Genomic DNA, 15,724 nt, shown 5'->3' on the forward strand with positions numbered 1-15,724 from the left:
GCGCATGCATGCCATCATGCGCACAATGCTTGTGTCGAGCTGAGCCAGCGCTATAGATTGCGCGCGAATATTCCGTGAGACAGACATGCCCGATTTTCCGACACTGGCGCAGCTCGCCGATGACCTCGAAAGCGGCCGCACCACCTCCCGCAAGTTGGTCGAGGCCTGCCTCGCCAGGATCGCCGACCCCGCCGGCGAAGGCCAGCGCGCCTTCATCCACGTCGACAAGGACGCCGCGCTTGCGGCCGCCGATGCGATGGATGCCTTGCGCAAGGCCAAGGCGGCGCCGTCGCGCTATGCCGGCATCCCGATCTCGATCAAGGATCTGTTCGACATCAAGGGCCAGGTGACGCGCGCCGGCTCGCGCGCGCTCGATGACTCAGCCCCGGCCGAGCACGATGCCGCGACGGTGGCGCGGCTGCGCGGCGCCGGCTTCGTCGTCATCGGCCGCACCAACATGACCGAGTTCGCCTATTCCGGCATCGGCATCAATCCGCATTATGGCACGCCGAAGGGGGTCTGGAACCGGTCCGAAGGCCACGTGCCCGGCGGCTCGTCGGCCGGCGCGGCGGTGTCCGTGCTCGACGGCATGGCGCATGGCGCGCTCGGCACCGACACCGGCGGCTCCTGCCGGATTCCGGCCGCCTTCAACGGCATCGTCGGCTACAAGCCGACGCAGCGGCGCGTGCCGCTCGACGGCTCGGTGCCGCTGTCGTTCTCGCTCGACAGCATCGGGCCGCTGGCACGATCGGTCAGTTGCTGTGCCATACTCGATGCCGTGCTCGCGGGCGAGCCGATCGTCCCGTTGAGGCCGCGGCCGATCCAGGGCATGCGTCTCGCGGTGCCCACCACGATCGCGCTCGACGATCTCGACGCAGAGGTGGCCAAGACCTTCGAGCGCGCGCTGAAGACGCTGTCCGATCACGGCGCCATCATCGAGCGGATCGAGATGGCGGAGTTCCACGACGTCGGCCCGATGAATGCCAAGGGCGGCTTCGCGGCGTCCGAGAGCTATGCCTGGCACCGCTATCTCATCACGGCCAAGGGCGACGTCTACGATCCCAGGGTCGCCGTGCGCATCATGCGCGGCGAGGCGCAGAGCGCGGCCGACTACATCGACCTGCTCAACGAACGCCGCTCGCTGATCGCGCGCGTCAACGCGCGCATCGCGCCCTATGATGCCCTGGTGCTGCCGACGACGCCCAACACACCGCCGAAGATCGCCGACCTCGCCGACGATCAGGCCTTCACCCGCGAGAACATCCGCGCCTTGCGCAATTGCAGCCTGATCAACCTGATCGACGGTTGCGCCATCTCGCTGCCCTGTCATCGCGAGGGCGACGTTCCCGTCGGCCTGATGCTGGCGGGCGCAGGCGGCTCGGACCATCGCATTTTCGAACTTGCTGCCGGCATGGAGGCCGTCATTCGTGTTTGACCTGACTTTCACCATCGACGCCAAGGACGCCACTACGCCGCTGACGCTGGCGATCGATCAACTGGTCATCGCCGGCTGGACCGGCCGCGACACGGTCGCGCGCGACAAGCACATCGCCGAGCTGGAGGAGATGGGCATCGCCCGCCCGGCCTCGACGCCGATCTACTACCGCGCCTCGGCGCGGCGGTTGACCCAGGAAGACAGCATCGAATGTACCGGTGGCGATTCCTCCGGCGAGGTCGAGTTCGTGCTGATCGGCTGGCAGGGCCGCATCTTCGTCGGCTGCGGCTCCGATCACACCGACCGCAAGGTCGAGGCCTACAGCGTCACGGTCTCCAAGCAGATGTGCGACAAGCCGGTCGCCTCGACGCTCTGGGAGCTCGAGGACGTCATCGGCCATTGGGACAAGATGATCCTGCGTTCCTACGCCACCATCAAGGGCGAGCGTGTGCTCTACCAGGAGGGCACGCTGGATGCGATGTTGCCGGTCGCCGACCTCATCGCGCGCGGCTTTGACGGCGGCAAGTTCCCCGACGGCAGCGCCATGTTCGGCGGCACCTTCGCCGCCAAGGGCGGCATCCGCCCGGCGGATCGGTTCGACTTCGAGCTGGAGGATCCCGTGCTGAAGCGGACGATCCGGCACGGGTATGACGTGGTGACGCTTCCGGTGAGGGGGTAGGTCACTCCACACGAGCGGCGGGGGATAGTCGCTTCACAAGCGACGGTCTCGTAGGGTGGGCAAAGCGAAGCGTGCCCACGTCTTGCGAAGGCGTGGGCACGGCGCAAGAGCGCCTTTGCCCACCCTACGAGATCTCTCCTCCGTCATTGCGAGGAGCCCTTGCAACGAAGCAATCCAGACTGTCTCCGCGTAGATATTCTGGATTGCTTCGCTTCGCTCGCAATGACGGGGAGATAGTCATCGGAAATCGGGTGGCGGAGGGCGAGTCTGCTTTGCGAAGGTCGCAGCCATGACAGCAACAGCACGCAAATCGCCCCAGAAGCCATCCGCCGACCTCGCCGCCCACGTCGATGCCTTCGACTGGCCCCAAATCACCGCCGAGCTCGACACCCAGGGCTGCGCCGTCCTGAAGAACCTGCTGACGCCGGACCAATGCCGCGCCATCGCCGCGCTCTACCCGGACGATGCGCACTTCCGCAGCCGCATCGTCATGAGCCGCCATGGCTTTGGTCGCGGCGAGTACAAGTACTTTTCCTATCCGCTGCCCGATCTGATCGCGCAGCTCCGCCCCGCGCTCTACCCGCATCTTCAAGCCGTCGCCAATCGCTGGAACGAGGCGATGGGGATCGACATCCGCTATCCCGCCACACACGCGGCATTCCTGAAACGCTGCCACGACGCCGGGCAGGCGCGGCCGACGCCGCTGCTGCTGCAATATGAGGCCGGCGACTACAACTGCCTGCACCAGGACCTCTATGGCGAGCACGTGTTCCCGCTCCAGGTTGCGATCCTGCTCTCCGAGCCCGGACGCGATTTCACCGGCGGCGAGTTCGTGCTGACCGAGCAGCGCCCGCGCATGCAGTCGCGGGCCGAGGTGGTGCCGCTGATGCAGGGCGATGCGGTCGCCTTCGCTGTGCATCATCGCCCGGTGCAGGGGACACGCGGCACCTACCGCGTTAATCTCCGCCACGGCGTCAGCCGGATCAGGTCCGGCCAGCGCCACACGCTGGGTGTGATTTTCCACGATGCCAAATGAGCGCTGCGATTGACGGGTGATTTGTTCGACAGCGTCGCCGAGGCGCAGCCGCAGCGCGAGGCGATCGCCGACGGCGCCGTGCTGCTACGCGGCTTCGTCAAGCCGATCGAGAGCGGGCTGATCGACGCGGTGCGCGCCATCGTGGCGCAATCGCCGTTCCGGCGGATGACGACGCCCGGCGGCCATCAGATGTCGGTGGCGATGACCAATTGCGGCGAGCGCGGCTGGATCACCGACCACACCGGCTATCGCTACGATCCGATCGATCCGCGCACCGCTGCGCCATGGCCGGCGATGCCGCCGCTGTTTTGCGATCTCGCCCGCCGCGCCGCGGAACAGGGCGGCTTTGAAGGCTTTGCCCCCGATGCCTGCCTCGTCAATTGCTACGAGCCGGGCACGCGGCTGTCGCTGCATCAGGACAAGGACGAGCTGGATTATTCCGCGCCGATCGTCTCGGTCTCGCTCGGCCTGCCCGCGACCTTCCTGTTCGGCGGCCTCGCGCGCAGCGACAAGCCGCGCCGCTTCCGGCTCGTCCATGGCGACGTGGTGGTCTGGGGCGGGGCCAGCAGGCTCGCCTATCACGGCGTCGCGCCGCTCGCCGACGGCGAGCATCCGCTGCTGGGAAGGAAGCGGATCAATCTGACTTTCCGCAGGACGCGCTGACGCGTTTCCTTCTCCCCTTGTGGGAGAAGGTGCCTTCCCGAAGGGAAGGCGGATGAGGGGTCTCGATCCGCGGAGACAGACCCCTCATCCGTCTCGCTGCCGCTTCGCGTCAGCGATCCACCTTCTCCCACAAGGGGAGAAGGGAAGAGTCCCGGAACGACGACGCTTCGTTTAAGGCTTCGGCGGGTGAATGAAAGCCCACGGGCTGACTTCGGAATCCCTGGGCACCTCGACGGAAATCAGCACCGGCCCGCCGTGGCCGAGCGCCTTCTCCATTGCCGCCCTGAACTGCTCCGGCGCGGTGACGCGCGCAGCAGTCACGCCAAAGGACTCCGCGAGCTTGACGAAATCCGGATTGACGAGATCGGAGGCCACGACGCGGCCGTCGAAGCGTTCGCGCTGGTCGCGGCGGACATTGCCATAGGCGTTGTTGTTGAACACCAGCGTCACCACGCCGATGTTGAACTGCACCGCGGTGGCAAGCTCCTGCACGCCGAACATGAAGCCGCCGTCGCCGGTGATGGCGACGACAGGCTTGTCGGGATTGGCGACCTTGGCGCCGAGCGCAGTCGGAAAGCCCGAGCCGAGCGTGCCCTGGTAGCCCGAGGTGATGAAGGTGCGCGGCTGGTAGACCGGAAAGCCGTACCAGGAGGCGAAGCCGACCTGCGACAGTTCGTCGGTGACGATTGCGTCCGCCGGCAGCACCTCGCGCAGGATGTTGAGATAGGCCATCTGCGGCTGGACGCGCTGGATCTCGGCTTGCGCTGCTGCGGTGGCCTCGCGAATGTCTTCGCGTCGGCTGCGGCTCTTGGCGTAGCCGGCCTTCTTCACGGCCGCGACGAGATCGGCCGTACCGGCCTTGGCATCGGCGACAATTGCAACATCGGCGGCGAGCCGGCGCATCTCGGCCGGATCGATGTCGATGCGAATGGATTTCAGGCCGCTCGGTTGATAGGGCCAGCGGAAGCCGGAGGCCGGCAACTCGGCGCGGGTGCCGATGGCGATCATCAGATCGGTTGTCGGCCAGAGCTTGTAGGCGGCGGCCATGGTGAGCCCGAGCTCGTGGGCATTGGAGACGATGCCGCGGCCGCTGCGGAAGGCGACCACGGGCGCATCGATCGTCTCGGCGAGCTCGAGGATCTCCTCACCCGCTTCGATCGCGCCGCTGCCGACGAAGATCATCGGCGCCTTGCTCGCCTTGATCAGCGCTGCCGCCTGCTTGATCATATCGGGATCGGGCTGCGGCTCCGACAGCGGCTCCAGCACCTGCGCAGGCACTGTTGCCGCGCGCTGCGTGAAGACGTCCCAGGGCATCTCGACCGAGGCGGGACCGCGCCGCCCAGACATCATCTCCTGGAACGCGCGCGACACGATTGTCGGCGCGTTGCCGGGATGTTCGATCCGGTCGGCCCATTTCACATAGGTGCGCAAGGTCGCGAGCTGGTCCGGCATCTCGTGCAGATGGCCGCGGCCCTTGCCGAGGAATTGCGTCGGCACCTGGCCGGTGACGCAGAGTACCGGCTCGTTGCAGCCGAAGGCGGTGAGCAGCGCCGCGCTGGCGTTGAGCACGCCCGGGCCGGGCACCACGCTGAACACGCCGGGCCTGCCGCTGGCGCGCGCGTAGCCGAATGCCATGTAGCCGCAGGCCTGCTCGTGTCGTGCGCCGATCACCTTGAGCTGCGCCTGGTGGAAGGCGTCGAACAGGCCGTAGACCTGCGCGCCGGGCAGGCCGAACACGGTGTCGACGCCGTGGGCGACAAGCCCGCTTACGATCGCTTCGCCGCCGGTGAGGGTGGTCATTTTGGCACTTCCATTTCGGTTGTTGGTCAGGCCTCGTCGACGACGCCGTTGCGCAAAGAGCCGATGCCCTCGGCCGCAACTTCGATTACGTCGCCCGGCTTCAAATATCGCGGTGGATCGAACCGCGCACCGGCGCCGGTCGGCGTCCCCGTGACGATCACGTCGCCGGGAACGAGCGTTGCGAAGGTCGAGATATAGCTGATGAGGTAGCGGAACGAAAACATCAGCCGGCTGGTGCGGTCGTCCTGCCTGAGCTCACCGTTGACATGCGTGGTGAGGCGGATGTCGGCGACCTGGGACTCCTTCGTGTAGGGCACCAGCCACGGACCGAGGCTGCCGCTGGAATCGAAGTTCTTGCCCTGCGTCACGTTGAACTTGGCGTGGCGCAGCCAGTCGCGCACCGAGCCTTCGTTGCAGAGCGTGAGCGCGGCGATGTGGTCGAGCGCGCTGCTTTCGGGGATATGCCGGCCCTGCTTGCCGATCACCAGCGCGATCTCGCCCTCATAGTCGAGCTGCGCGGAGGCACGCGGGCGCACCAGCGGCGTGTCGTGGCCGACGAAGGAGCGGGGCGAGCGCATGAACATGCTCGGATATTTCGGCGCCTCTTGACCGTCCTTGTACTCGGCATTGCGGTCGGGATAGTTGACGCCGATGCAGATGATCTTCTCCGGCGCCGGGATCGGCGGCAGCCAGGTGATCTCAGTGAGCGCGTGATCCGGCGTGCGGCTGGCGGCCTCTTCGGCAAAGCTGATGAGCTTGCCCGCAGCGATCACCTCGCGCAGCGTCGGATAGGTCTTGGCATAGCGGGCGGAGAGATCGACGATGCCGCCCTCCAGGACGGCGCCATAGCCGACATCACCCTTGACGGAAAAAGTGGCGAGACGAGGCAACTTCATCAGTCCGCCACCAGCACATCGGCCACGAATTTCGGCTCGCGCACGGCCTGGCCCGTGAACGGCGAGCCCTGTTCGAACCAGGAGCGCGGGGCAGGGGCGCCCCACAGCGTCTGACGGCGCGGATCGCGCAGCGACCAGCGCAGCGGCTCATGGTCGTGATCCCCCGTGAAATAATCGCTGGTGTAGAGCTCGATGCGGTGCCCGTCGGGATCGCGCACATAGAGGAAGAACGCGTTCGAGATGCCGTGGCGTCCCGGGCCGCGTTCGATGTTCTTCACAAAACCCTGCGAGGCCATAACATCGCAGAGATGGATGATGTTCATCGCCGTCGGCGTCCAATAGGCGAAATGGTGCAGCCGCGGGCCCTTGCCGTTGGTGATCGCAAAATCGTGGACGTTGCCCTTGCGGTGCATCCAGGCCGCGGCGATGCGTCCATTCGGCCCGTCCTCCTCGGCATATTCGGTGAGGCGGAAGCCGAGCCGGGCGTAGAATTCCATCGTGTCCTGCACTTCGGCGGCGAAGACGTTGAAATGGTCGAGCCGCTGCGGGTGGCAGCCCCGGTAGAGGTCGTAGCGGCGCAAGAGATGCGGCCGCCGCTCCATGGCAGCATAGAGCTCGATCTGGAAGCCGAAGGGGTCGGTGAATTGCAGCGTGCGGCCCTGGAACGGCTGATCGACGAAGGCGTAGGAAAGGCCGGTCTCGGACAGGAAAGCGGCGGCCTTGTCGAGATCCTTGTCGTTGCCGACCTTGAAGCCGAGCCGGGCGCAAGCCGGCACGGCTGCCTTGCGCAGCACCAGCGAGTGATGCTGGTGCTCCTCGGCGGCGCGCAGGTACACGGCGTTGTCGTCGGCGTCCTCGACGTGGAGGCCGACAATGGTCTCGTAGAACTCGCGGCTCAGCTTCAGGTCGGTCACCTCGAGCACGACGTGGCTGGAGCGGATGATGTTGAACGGCGGCTCGAAGATGTGTTGCGGTACGGGCATTGCGTTTCCCCTCGGTCCTGTCATTCCGGGGCGGCTCGCAGAGCCGAGCCCGGAATCCATCGCGCAGCAGAGTTGGTGGATGAATGGATTCCGGGCTCGCGCTCCGCGCGCCCCGGAATGACAATCAAATTCCCAGCTTCTGAATCTTGTGCGTGCCCCGCGCCAGCGAGACGTGCTTGGTTTCCATGTAGAAGTCGAACGAGTAATCGCCGCCGTCGCGGCCGATGCCTGAAGCCTTCATGCCGCCGAACGGCGTCGGCAGATGGCGGACGTTCTCCGAGTTCAGCCAGATCATGCCGGCCTCCAGCGCGTCGGCAACGCGCAAGGCACGGCCGACGTCGTTGGTCCAGACATAGCCTGTCAGGCCATAGCGGATGTCGTTGGCGATCTCGATTGCGTCCGCCTCGTCTCGGAACGGCAGCACGGTGAGGAACGGGCCGAACACCTCCTCCTGCGCCACGCGCATCTTGCCGTGCGCGCCGGTGACCAAGGTGGGCTCGACATAATGTCCGCCGCCCGGCCCGTCATAGGCCTTGCCGCCGACCGCGATCGTGGCGCCGTCCTGGCGCGCGACGTCGAAATAGGAGCAGACCTTTGCCAGATGCCGCTCGTGGATCAGCGGCCCGATCTCGGTGGCGGGATCGAGGGGATGGCCGACCCTCAGCGCCTTCACCCGTGCGGTCAGCTTCGCCACGAACTTGTCCGCGATGCTCTGTTGGATCAGCAGCCGGCTCGATGAGGTGCAGCGCTCGCCGTTGAGCGAGTAGATCATGAACACGACGGCGTCGAGCGCGCGGTCGAGATCGGCGTCGTCGAACACGATCACCGGGTTCTTGCCGCCGAGTTCGAAATGCACGCGCTTCAGCGTCGGCGCGCCCTGCATCATGATGGCCGAGCCCGTCGCGCTCTCGCCGACGAAGCCGATCGCCTTGATGGCGGGATGCTCGGTCAGCGCCTTGCCCGCTTCCTCGCCAAAGCCGTGCACGGTGTTGAGCACGCCGTCGGGAACGCCGGCGTCCTTGACGAGCTTCGCCAGGATAGAGGCCGTCACCGGCGACCATTCGGCCGGCTTGTGCACGACGGTGCAGCCGGCGGCCAGCGCCGGGGCGATCTTCCAGGTCGAAAGCATGAACGGCGTGTTCCACGGCGTGATCACGCCGACGGGACCGATCGGCACGCGCGTTGAGACGTTCCAGTGCTCGTCGCTCGGCGTGTTGAGGCCGTCGCGTGCCTCCGCGCATTTGTCGGCGAAGAAGCGGAAATTCTCCGCGGCGCGGATCGCGGCCTTGGCCATGAAGCGATAGGCCTGGCCGGTGTCGATGCATTCCAGCACCGCGATGTCGTCGGCATTGTCCTCGATCGCGTCGGCCACCCGATGCAGCAGCTTCTTCCGCATCGCCGGCCCCATGTCGCGCCAGGACTTGAACGCGAGCGCAGCCGCGGTCGCCGCCGCGTCGATATCCTCGGCACTGCCCCGCGCGACGCTGGCGAGCACGGCACCATCGACCGGCGATCTGGTCTCGAAGGTCTCGCCTGAGATCGAGGCGACGGTCTTGCCGTCGATCATGTGGCCGATGCCGTCCGCGCGCAGAGTCTTCAGCAGCGGCGCGACGCGGTCGCGGTTGGCCTGGAATAGATCGGCTTTCGGCGTGGGCTTATCCATGAGCGGCCTCCGCTTTCAGGGCGTCGTGAATATTGTTGCGCTTCCAGCTGGTGTCCTTGTCGTTGATCTGCATGTCGAACGACAGAGCGAACTTGCTGGCGGCGAAGACGGGGTCGAGATGCTTCGAGAGCGCCTGAAAAACATGCTCGCCGGCTTTCTGGCGGGTGGGAAGGTCGCGGCCCTCGCCGATGCGCAGCACCATGTCCAGGAACCCGTAGTCCTGCCGCGCATCCGCGATCGCATAATGCTCGCACCTGACAGCGCGAACGCGGATGCCGCCGAGCGGGAAGATGCCGGTCTCGCTGGCTGCCTTGCGCACGACCTCGCATACCGCGGCGATGTCGAGGCGGCCGTCGAGATTGGCCGAATATTCGATGGTGAAATGCGGCATCGCGGTTTCACTCCCTGTCGTCTTTCGTTTACGCGAAGTAGCAGCTCACCGAGCCGTAGGCGCCATAATCGGCCTGGATTGTGTCGCCCTTGCGGGTCTCGATCGGACGGATGAACGAGCCGGCGAGCACAACCTGGCCCGGTTCGAGCGCCAGCCCAAGCGGCGCGATCTTGTTGGCAAGCCACGCCACGGCGGTCGCAGGATGATTGAGCACGCCGGCGGCAAGGCCGGTCTCTTCCAGCTGGCCGTTCCTAAAGCACAGCGCGCCGATCCAGCGCAGGTCAGCATCCAGCGGGCGGATCGGCCGCCCGCCGAGCACGATGCCGGCATTCGCCGCATTGTCGGCGATGGTGTCGAAGATCTTGCGCGTCGCCTTGGTCTTGGGATCGACGCGCTCGATGCGCGTATCCAGGATCTCCAGCGCCGGCACCACGAAGTCGGTGGCGTTGAGCACGTCGAATAGCGTGCAGTCGGGCCCTGAAAGGCGCTTGCTCATGACGAAGGCGAGCTCGGCTTCGACGCGCGTCGCGATGAAGCGCTCGGTCGGAACGATTCCGCCATCGGCGAAGAACATGTCGTCGAGCAGCACGCCGGAATCCGGCTCGTCAATGCCAAGCGCGCTCTGCATCGCCTTCGAGGTCAGGCCGATCTTGTGGCCTTTGACCACCCGCCCCTCGGCGATCTTGACGTCGACCCAGGCCTTCTGAATCGCGTAGGCGTCCGCGATGGTGATGTCGGGGAAGTCTTGCGAGAGCTGCCGGATCTGCGTGCGGGTTTTCTCCGCCTGGTGCAGACGCCTCGAGCAAGCCTGGATATCGTCGTTGGAAAGCGCCATGCGTGATCTTACAAATCGTGGTGCCGCGAGATACTTAACATGTTAAGTGAATGCGTCAAACACAAATTCGACTTGCTGCACTGCAAACGTTTTGCGGCTTGAAAGGGCGTCATGACCAAGAAATCCGCCGATCCCGCCAACGGTCACCCGCCGGCCGCGCGCCAGGTGCCGATGCGCGATTTCTCGCGCTCGCTGCCGATGTCGTTGCTGCGGGCCCGGGAAGCGGTGATGCGGCAGTTTCGTCCCTCGCTGCGCGAGCACGGCCTGACCGAGCAGCAATGGCGCATCCTGCGGGCGCTGGCGGCGATCGAGGCGGTCGAGGTCACGGAACTCGCGCGCACCGCGTTCCTGCTCGGGCCGAGCCTGTCGCGCATCCTGCGCGATCTCGAGGCCCGCAACCTGATCGAGCGCAAGACCGCGAAAGCGGATCAGCGCCGCAGCATGGTCTCGATCTCGAAGGAAGGGCTGAAGCTGATGGCGTCGGTCGCGCCGACGTCGGAGGCGATCTATGCCGAGATCACGCGGCGCTTTGGCGCCCGCAAGCTCGCCGAATTGCAGGAGATGCTCGGCGAGCTCGAACGGAGCCTTGCGGGGCTCGGAGGCGCGGACGAGACAATAGCCGAGGAGTGAAACCAGATATGCGTGCGTGCGCGGCGAGAGCCATGGACATTCACGCTTTTTTTCGCTCAAAGTGCGGCCCAACCCGATCCGCGGCGAGTGAGAGCAACAGGGAAGGAAAGGCAACGTGGCGAATAAAGTCAAAGAGATCTGGAAGTCGGGCAAGGCCGTCGTCAACGCGTGGCTTGCCATACCCTCCGGCTTCTCGGCCGAGATGATCGCGCAATGCGGCTTCGACAGCGTCACGGTCGACATGCAGCACGGCGTGCAGGACTATCTCTCGATGGTGCAGTGCTTCCAGGCCATGGACAAGCATCCGATCACCCCGATGGTCCGCGTGCCCTGGAACGAGCCCGGCATCATCGGCAAGGTGCTCGATGGCGGCGCCTATGGCGTGATCTGCCCGATGGTCAACACGCCGCAGGAAGCCCGGAACCTGGTCTCCTATTCGAAATATCCGCCCAAGGGCGTGCGCTCCAACGGCCCGATCCGCGCCGGCATGTACGGCACCGCGGGCTCCTATCAGAAGACGGCCAACGACGAGATCGTGCTGCTGCCGATGATGGAGACGCGGACCGCAGTCGAGAACATGGAAGCCATCCTCGACGTCGAGGGCATCGACGGCGTCTATATCGGACCGTCCGATCTCGGCTTCTCCTACGGCCTCGAGCCCAAGCTCGACCGCAGCGAGCCCGAGATCCTCGCGATCTACGACAAGATCATCAAGGAGTGCGGCAAGCGCGGCCTCAACCCGGGCATCCATTGCAGCGGCGCCGAAGGCGCAGCGCGCGCCATCAACATGGGCTTCAAGCTGGTGACGCTGTCGAACGAGGTCGGCCTGATGACGACCTACGCCAAGATGCAGGTGAACGCGACCCGCAAGGATTCGGGCGGCAAGGCTTGAACTCTTTCCCTCTCCCCGTTCTTACGGGGAAAGGGTCAGGATGAGGGGCCTCTCTCAACACGACTAATCTAACGATCGAACGCGCGGCTTGCCCCTCACCCGGATCGCTGCGCGATCCGACCTCTCCCCGTAAGAACGGGGAGAGGTGAAGTAAGAGACCCCAAGGAGACTCCCATGACCATCAGCCCCGTCATCCGCCTGCATCCCGATGATGGCGTGGTGATCGCGCGCGCGAGCCTGCCGCCGGGAACATTGGTCGCCGACGGCGTGAGCACGGTCGATCGCATCCCCTCCGGCCACAAGGTCGCGATCAAGCCGATCGCGGTAGGAGAGCCGATCAGGCGCTACGGTCAGATCATCGGCTTTGCCACGCAAGCGATCGCGCCGGGCCAGCACGTGCACGTGCAGAACTGCGGCATGGGTGATTTCTCAAAGGACTATGCCTATTGCGTCGACGTCAAGCCGACGCCGAATTTCGACCTGCCGGCGACCTTCGAAGGCATCCGCCGTCCGGACGGCCGCGTCGCCACGCGCAACTATATCGGCATCCTCACCTCGGTGAATTGCAGCGCGCATGTCGCGAGCCTCGTCGCCGACGTCTTCAAGAAGAATCCGTTCACCGGCGACAATCCGCTCGCCGACTTCCCCAACGTCGACGGCGTGGTCGCGCTGACCCACAAGACCGGCTGCGGCATGACGCAGAACGAGCCGCTGGCGCTGCTTCGCCGCACCCTCGGCGGCTATGCGCGGCACGTCAATTTCTCCCACGTCATCGTGCTCGGCCTCGGCTGCGAGGTGAACCAGATCGGAGGCCTGATGGAAGAGCAGAAGCTCGCCGGACGCCTGCGCGCGATGGACATCCAGGAGGTCGGCGGCACCCGCAAGACAGTGGAGGCCGGCATCGCCTTCGTGCGCGAGGCGCTGACTGACGCCAACAAGGTCAAGCGCGAGACGGTGCCGGCGAGCGAGCTCACCGTGGCGCTGCAATGCGGCGGCTCGGACGGCTATTCCGGCGTCTCGGCCAATCCTGCGCTCGGCTCGGCCAGCGATCTCATCGTACGTCACGGCGGCACCGTGATCCTGTCGGAGACGCCGGAGACCTACGGCGCCGAGCATCTCTTGACGCGCCGCGCCGTCAGCCGCGAGGTCGGCGAGAAGCTGGTCGACCTCATGCGCTGGTGGGACGAATATACGACGCGCGAAGGCGCCGAGATGAACGCCAATCCCAGCCCCGGCAACAAGGCCGGCGGCCTCACCACCATCCTGGAGAAGTCGCTCGGCGCGATGGCCAAGGCCGGCACCACCAACCTCGTCGAGGTGCTGCGCTACGCCGAGCCCGTCACCAAGAAGGGCTTCGTGTTCATGGACACGCCCGGCTACGATCCGGTCGCCGCGACCGGACAGGTCGCCGGCGGCGCCAACCTCGTCTGCTTCACCACGGGCCGCGGCAGCGTGTTCGGCTGCAAGCCGGCGCCGTCGATCAAGCTCGCCACCAACACGCCCATGTACAAGCGCATGGAAGAGGACATGGACGTCAATTGCGGCACCATCCTCGAAGGCGAGGAGAGCGTCGAACAATGCGGCCAGCGCATCTTCGAGCTCATCCTCAAGACTGCCTCGGGTCAGCCGACCAAGAGCGAGAGCTTTGATTTCGGCGGCGCCGAGTTCGCGCCCTGGGTGCTGGGCGCGACGATGTGATGGTGCTGATGCACCCCGCTGCAGGATGCCGACACCTACGTACTCATACGTAGGTGTCATATGACCGCAGGAGTTTCCGCGGTCACTCGGGATTAACATTTCGCACCGTATTCGTGAGGTGATGCGGGCTACCCTTCGAGGGGCGCTGCCCTTCGACAGGATTCGTCAACGATGACGAATGCGATACGGCCGACTGGCGTGGAAAATCTCCTCGGCGAGAAGGAGCTGATCGTGTCCAAGACCGATCTCAAGGGCCGCATCACCTACGCCAACGACGTCTTCATCCGGATGGCGAAATATTCTTACGCCGAGCTGATGGGCGCGCCCCACAGCCTGATCCGCCATCCCGACATGCCGCGCGCCGTCTTCAAGCTGCTCTGGGACACGCTGCAGTCCAGGCAGGAGATCTTCGCCTACGTCGTCAACCTGGCGAAGGACGGCAGTCATTACTGGGTGTTCGCCCACGTCACGCCGACGTTCGACGAGCGCGGCAACATCGTCGGCTATCACTCCAACCGTCGCAAGCCGGATCCCGCGCAGATCGAGCGCATCAAGCCGATCTACAAGACGCTGTGCGCCGAAGAGGCGCGGCATGCCAATGCCAAGGAGGGCATGCAGGCAAGCTTCGAGGCGATGATCGGGCTGCTCAAGCAACAGGGTGTCGGTTACGATGAGTTTGTGCTCTCTCTCTAAGGCGCAGGGAGCGACCGCGCTCGCGTGTGGTCTTGCCGTCGTCGCGTTCGTTCTCTCTCTTCTCGGCATGACCGGGATCACGAGTGCCGCTCTGCTTGGCGCGACGATCGCGCTCTCCGGCTATGCCGTCTGGTGTCAGCACCGCACCGCGGTTGCCGTCGACGAGGTCGCCGATGTGTGCCGCAAGGCGGCGGGCGGCGATCTCGAGGCGCGCATCCTCAGTGAGCGGCAGGCCGGGCGGATCGGGGCGATCCAGAAATCCGTCAACGACATGCTCGACATCACCGATGCGTTCCAGCGCGAAGCCTCGGCCTCGATGGAGTATGCCAGCCACGGCAAGCATTTCCGCAAGATCCTGGCGCGCGGATTGCCTGGCTCGTTCCGCCGCTCGGCCACCGTCATCAATGCCGGCACCGACAGCCTCGGCCGCAGGGTCGTCGAGATCGCGGATCTCGCCAGGCAGTTCGGCACGCATCTCGACCAGGTTGCGGGCACGCTGATGGGCGCCGCGACCGATCTCGAATCCGACGCCGGCCAGATGGCGGCGGCGGCGGCGAAGACCAGCCTGCAGACCTCCGGCGTGCTCTCTGCCTCCGACCAGGCCTCGCGCAACGTTGCCACCGTCGCCAGCGCCGCCGAGCAGCTCGCATCGTCGATCGCCGAAATCAACCGCCAGGTGGCCGGCTCGACCGCGAGCACGGGGCGGGCGGTGAACGAAGCCAATCGCGCCGGCAGCGAGATCCGGAGCCTTGCGGACGCCGCGATGCAGATCGGCGACGTCGTCAAGCTGATCAGCGAGATCGCCTCGCAGACCAACCTGCTCGCGCTCAACGCCACCATCGAGTCGGCCCGCGCAGGGGAGGCCGGCCGCGGCTTCGCGGTGGTGGCCTCCGAGGTCAAGAGCCTCGCCAACCAGACCGCCAAGGCGACCGAGGAGATCAGCGCCAAGGTCGGCGAGATGCAGCAATCGACCAGCAATTCGGTCGCGGCCGTCGAGGCGATCGCGCAGACCATCGCCGAAATCAACGGCATCACCGCCTCGATTGCGGCCTCGATCGAGCAGCAGGGGGCGGCGACGCGCGAGATCGCCCGCAACGTTCACGAAGCCTCCGCCGGCACCTCGCAGGTGTCCTCCAACGTCACAGGCATCAGCGAAGCCGCTGCCGACACCGGCCGCGTCGCTGTTCGCGTCAACCACGCCTCCGAGCGCGTCCACGGCGAAGTCGAGATACTCCGCCGCGAGGTGACCCAGTTTTTGCAAAGGCTGACGTCTGCGGCGTAACGCGCTCTCTCTTTCCCTCTCCCCTTGCGGGAGAGGGTGGCTCGCCGCGAAGCGGCGAGACGGGTGAGGGGTCTCTTTCCTCACGACCGATCTTGCGACTGGAGAGATACCCCTCATCCGGCGCTTCGCGCCACCTTCTCCCGCAAGG

15 protein-coding genes are annotated in these 15,724 nt (G+C 65.7%); 9 read left to right on the forward strand and 6 right to left on the reverse strand.

The annotated features are described in order from the left end of the window. Positions 1–85 precede the first annotated feature (85 nt). From DCG74_RS16920 to alkB, 4 genes are all read left to right on the forward strand, one after another. The gene (locus DCG74_RS16920) at positions 86–1,435 is read left to right on the forward strand and encodes an amidase (RefSeq protein ID WP_172784090.1); all 1,350 of its coding nucleotides are present in this window, start codon (positions 86–88) and stop codon (positions 1,433–1,435) included. Then, positions 1,428–2,114 carry a DUF2848 domain-containing protein gene (locus DCG74_RS16925; RefSeq protein WP_172784091.1) on the forward strand — a complete coding sequence of 229 codons (687 nt, stop codon included), beginning with the start codon at positions 1,428–1,430 and terminating at the stop codon, positions 2,112–2,114. The genes DCG74_RS16920 and DCG74_RS16925 overlap by 8 nt, the downstream gene beginning before the upstream one ends. Before the next feature lie 289 nt (positions 2,115–2,403). Next, on the forward strand, positions 2,404–3,150 hold the full coding sequence (locus DCG74_RS16930; RefSeq protein ID WP_172784092.1) for a 2OG-Fe(II) oxygenase: 747 nt from the start codon (positions 2,404–2,406) through the stop codon (positions 3,148–3,150). Positions 3,151–3,159: 9 nt separating this feature from the next. Continuing rightward, the gene (alkB, locus tag DCG74_RS16935; protein WP_172784093.1) at positions 3,160–3,813 is read left to right on the forward strand and encodes a DNA oxidative demethylase AlkB; all 654 of its coding nucleotides are present in this window, start codon (positions 3,160–3,162) and stop codon (positions 3,811–3,813) included. 171 nt (positions 3,814–3,984) lie between these two features. Here alkB and DCG74_RS16940 read toward each other — a convergent pair whose 3' ends face one another. From DCG74_RS16940 to hpaH, 6 genes are all read right to left on the reverse strand, one after another. Further along, positions 3,985–5,613 carry a thiamine pyrophosphate-dependent enzyme gene (locus DCG74_RS16940; RefSeq protein ID WP_172784094.1) on the reverse strand — a complete coding sequence of 543 codons (1,629 nt, stop codon included), beginning with the start codon at positions 5,611–5,613 and terminating at the stop codon, positions 3,985–3,987. Between the two features lie 26 nt (positions 5,614–5,639). Then, entirely contained in the window at positions 5,640–6,509 is an 870-nt protein-coding gene (locus tag DCG74_RS16945) for a fumarylacetoacetate hydrolase family protein (RefSeq protein WP_172784095.1), read from the reverse strand. Then, the gene (hpaD, locus tag DCG74_RS16950; RefSeq protein WP_172784096.1) at positions 6,509–7,492 is read right to left on the reverse strand and encodes a 3,4-dihydroxyphenylacetate 2,3-dioxygenase; all 984 of its coding nucleotides are present in this window, start codon (positions 7,490–7,492) and stop codon (positions 6,509–6,511) included. The genes DCG74_RS16945 and hpaD overlap by 1 nt, the downstream gene beginning before the upstream one ends. Positions 7,493–7,616: 124 nt before the next feature. Next, entirely contained in the window at positions 7,617–9,155 is a 1,539-nt protein-coding gene (gene hpaE / locus DCG74_RS16955) for a 5-carboxymethyl-2-hydroxymuconate semialdehyde dehydrogenase (RefSeq protein ID WP_172784097.1), read from the reverse strand. Then, complete coding sequence (locus DCG74_RS16960; protein WP_172784098.1) at positions 9,148–9,546, reverse strand: 5-carboxymethyl-2-hydroxymuconate Delta-isomerase; 399 nt, start codon at positions 9,544–9,546, stop codon at positions 9,148–9,150. The genes hpaE and DCG74_RS16960 overlap by 8 nt, the downstream gene beginning before the upstream one ends. 28 nt (positions 9,547–9,574) lie before the next feature. Beyond that, positions 9,575–10,381 (reverse strand): 2-oxo-hept-4-ene-1,7-dioate hydratase, encoded by an 807-nt coding sequence (gene hpaH, locus DCG74_RS16965; protein ID WP_172784099.1) that lies wholly within the window; start codon positions 10,379–10,381, stop codon positions 9,575–9,577. Positions 10,382–10,492: 111 nt separating this feature from the next. Here hpaH and hpaR point away from each other — a divergent pair, with 111 nt between their 5' ends. The 5 genes from hpaR (at position 10,493) to DCG74_RS16990 (ending at position 15,576) form a co-directional block, all read left to right on the forward strand. After that, on the forward strand, positions 10,493–11,011 hold the full coding sequence (gene hpaR / locus DCG74_RS16970; protein WP_172784100.1) for a homoprotocatechuate degradation operon regulator HpaR: 519 nt from the start codon (positions 10,493–10,495) through the stop codon (positions 11,009–11,011). A 115-nt stretch (positions 11,012–11,126) separates the two neighbouring features. Next, complete coding sequence (locus DCG74_RS16975) at positions 11,127–11,903, forward strand: HpcH/HpaI aldolase/citrate lyase family protein (protein ID WP_131867264.1); 777 nt, start codon at positions 11,127–11,129, stop codon at positions 11,901–11,903. 174 nt (positions 11,904–12,077) lie between these two features. Beyond that, a complete protein-coding gene (locus DCG74_RS16980) occupies positions 12,078–13,601 on the forward strand; it encodes a UxaA family hydrolase (RefSeq protein ID WP_172784101.1) in 1,524 nt (507 codons plus the stop codon). A gap of 171 nt (positions 13,602–13,772) precedes the next feature. Further along, a complete protein-coding gene (locus tag DCG74_RS16985; protein WP_172784102.1) occupies positions 13,773–14,294 on the forward strand; it encodes a PAS domain-containing protein in 522 nt (173 codons plus the stop codon). Then, entirely contained in the window at positions 14,272–15,576 is a 1,305-nt protein-coding gene (locus DCG74_RS16990) for a methyl-accepting chemotaxis protein (RefSeq protein ID WP_172784103.1), read from the forward strand. Before DCG74_RS16985 ends, DCG74_RS16990 begins: the two co-directional genes overlap by 23 nt. Positions 15,577–15,724: the final 148 nt, after the last annotated feature.

The sequence above is a fragment of the Bradyrhizobium sp. WBAH42 genome (assembly GCF_024585265.1).
Classification (GTDB): domain Bacteria; phylum Pseudomonadota; class Alphaproteobacteria; order Rhizobiales; family Xanthobacteraceae; genus Bradyrhizobium.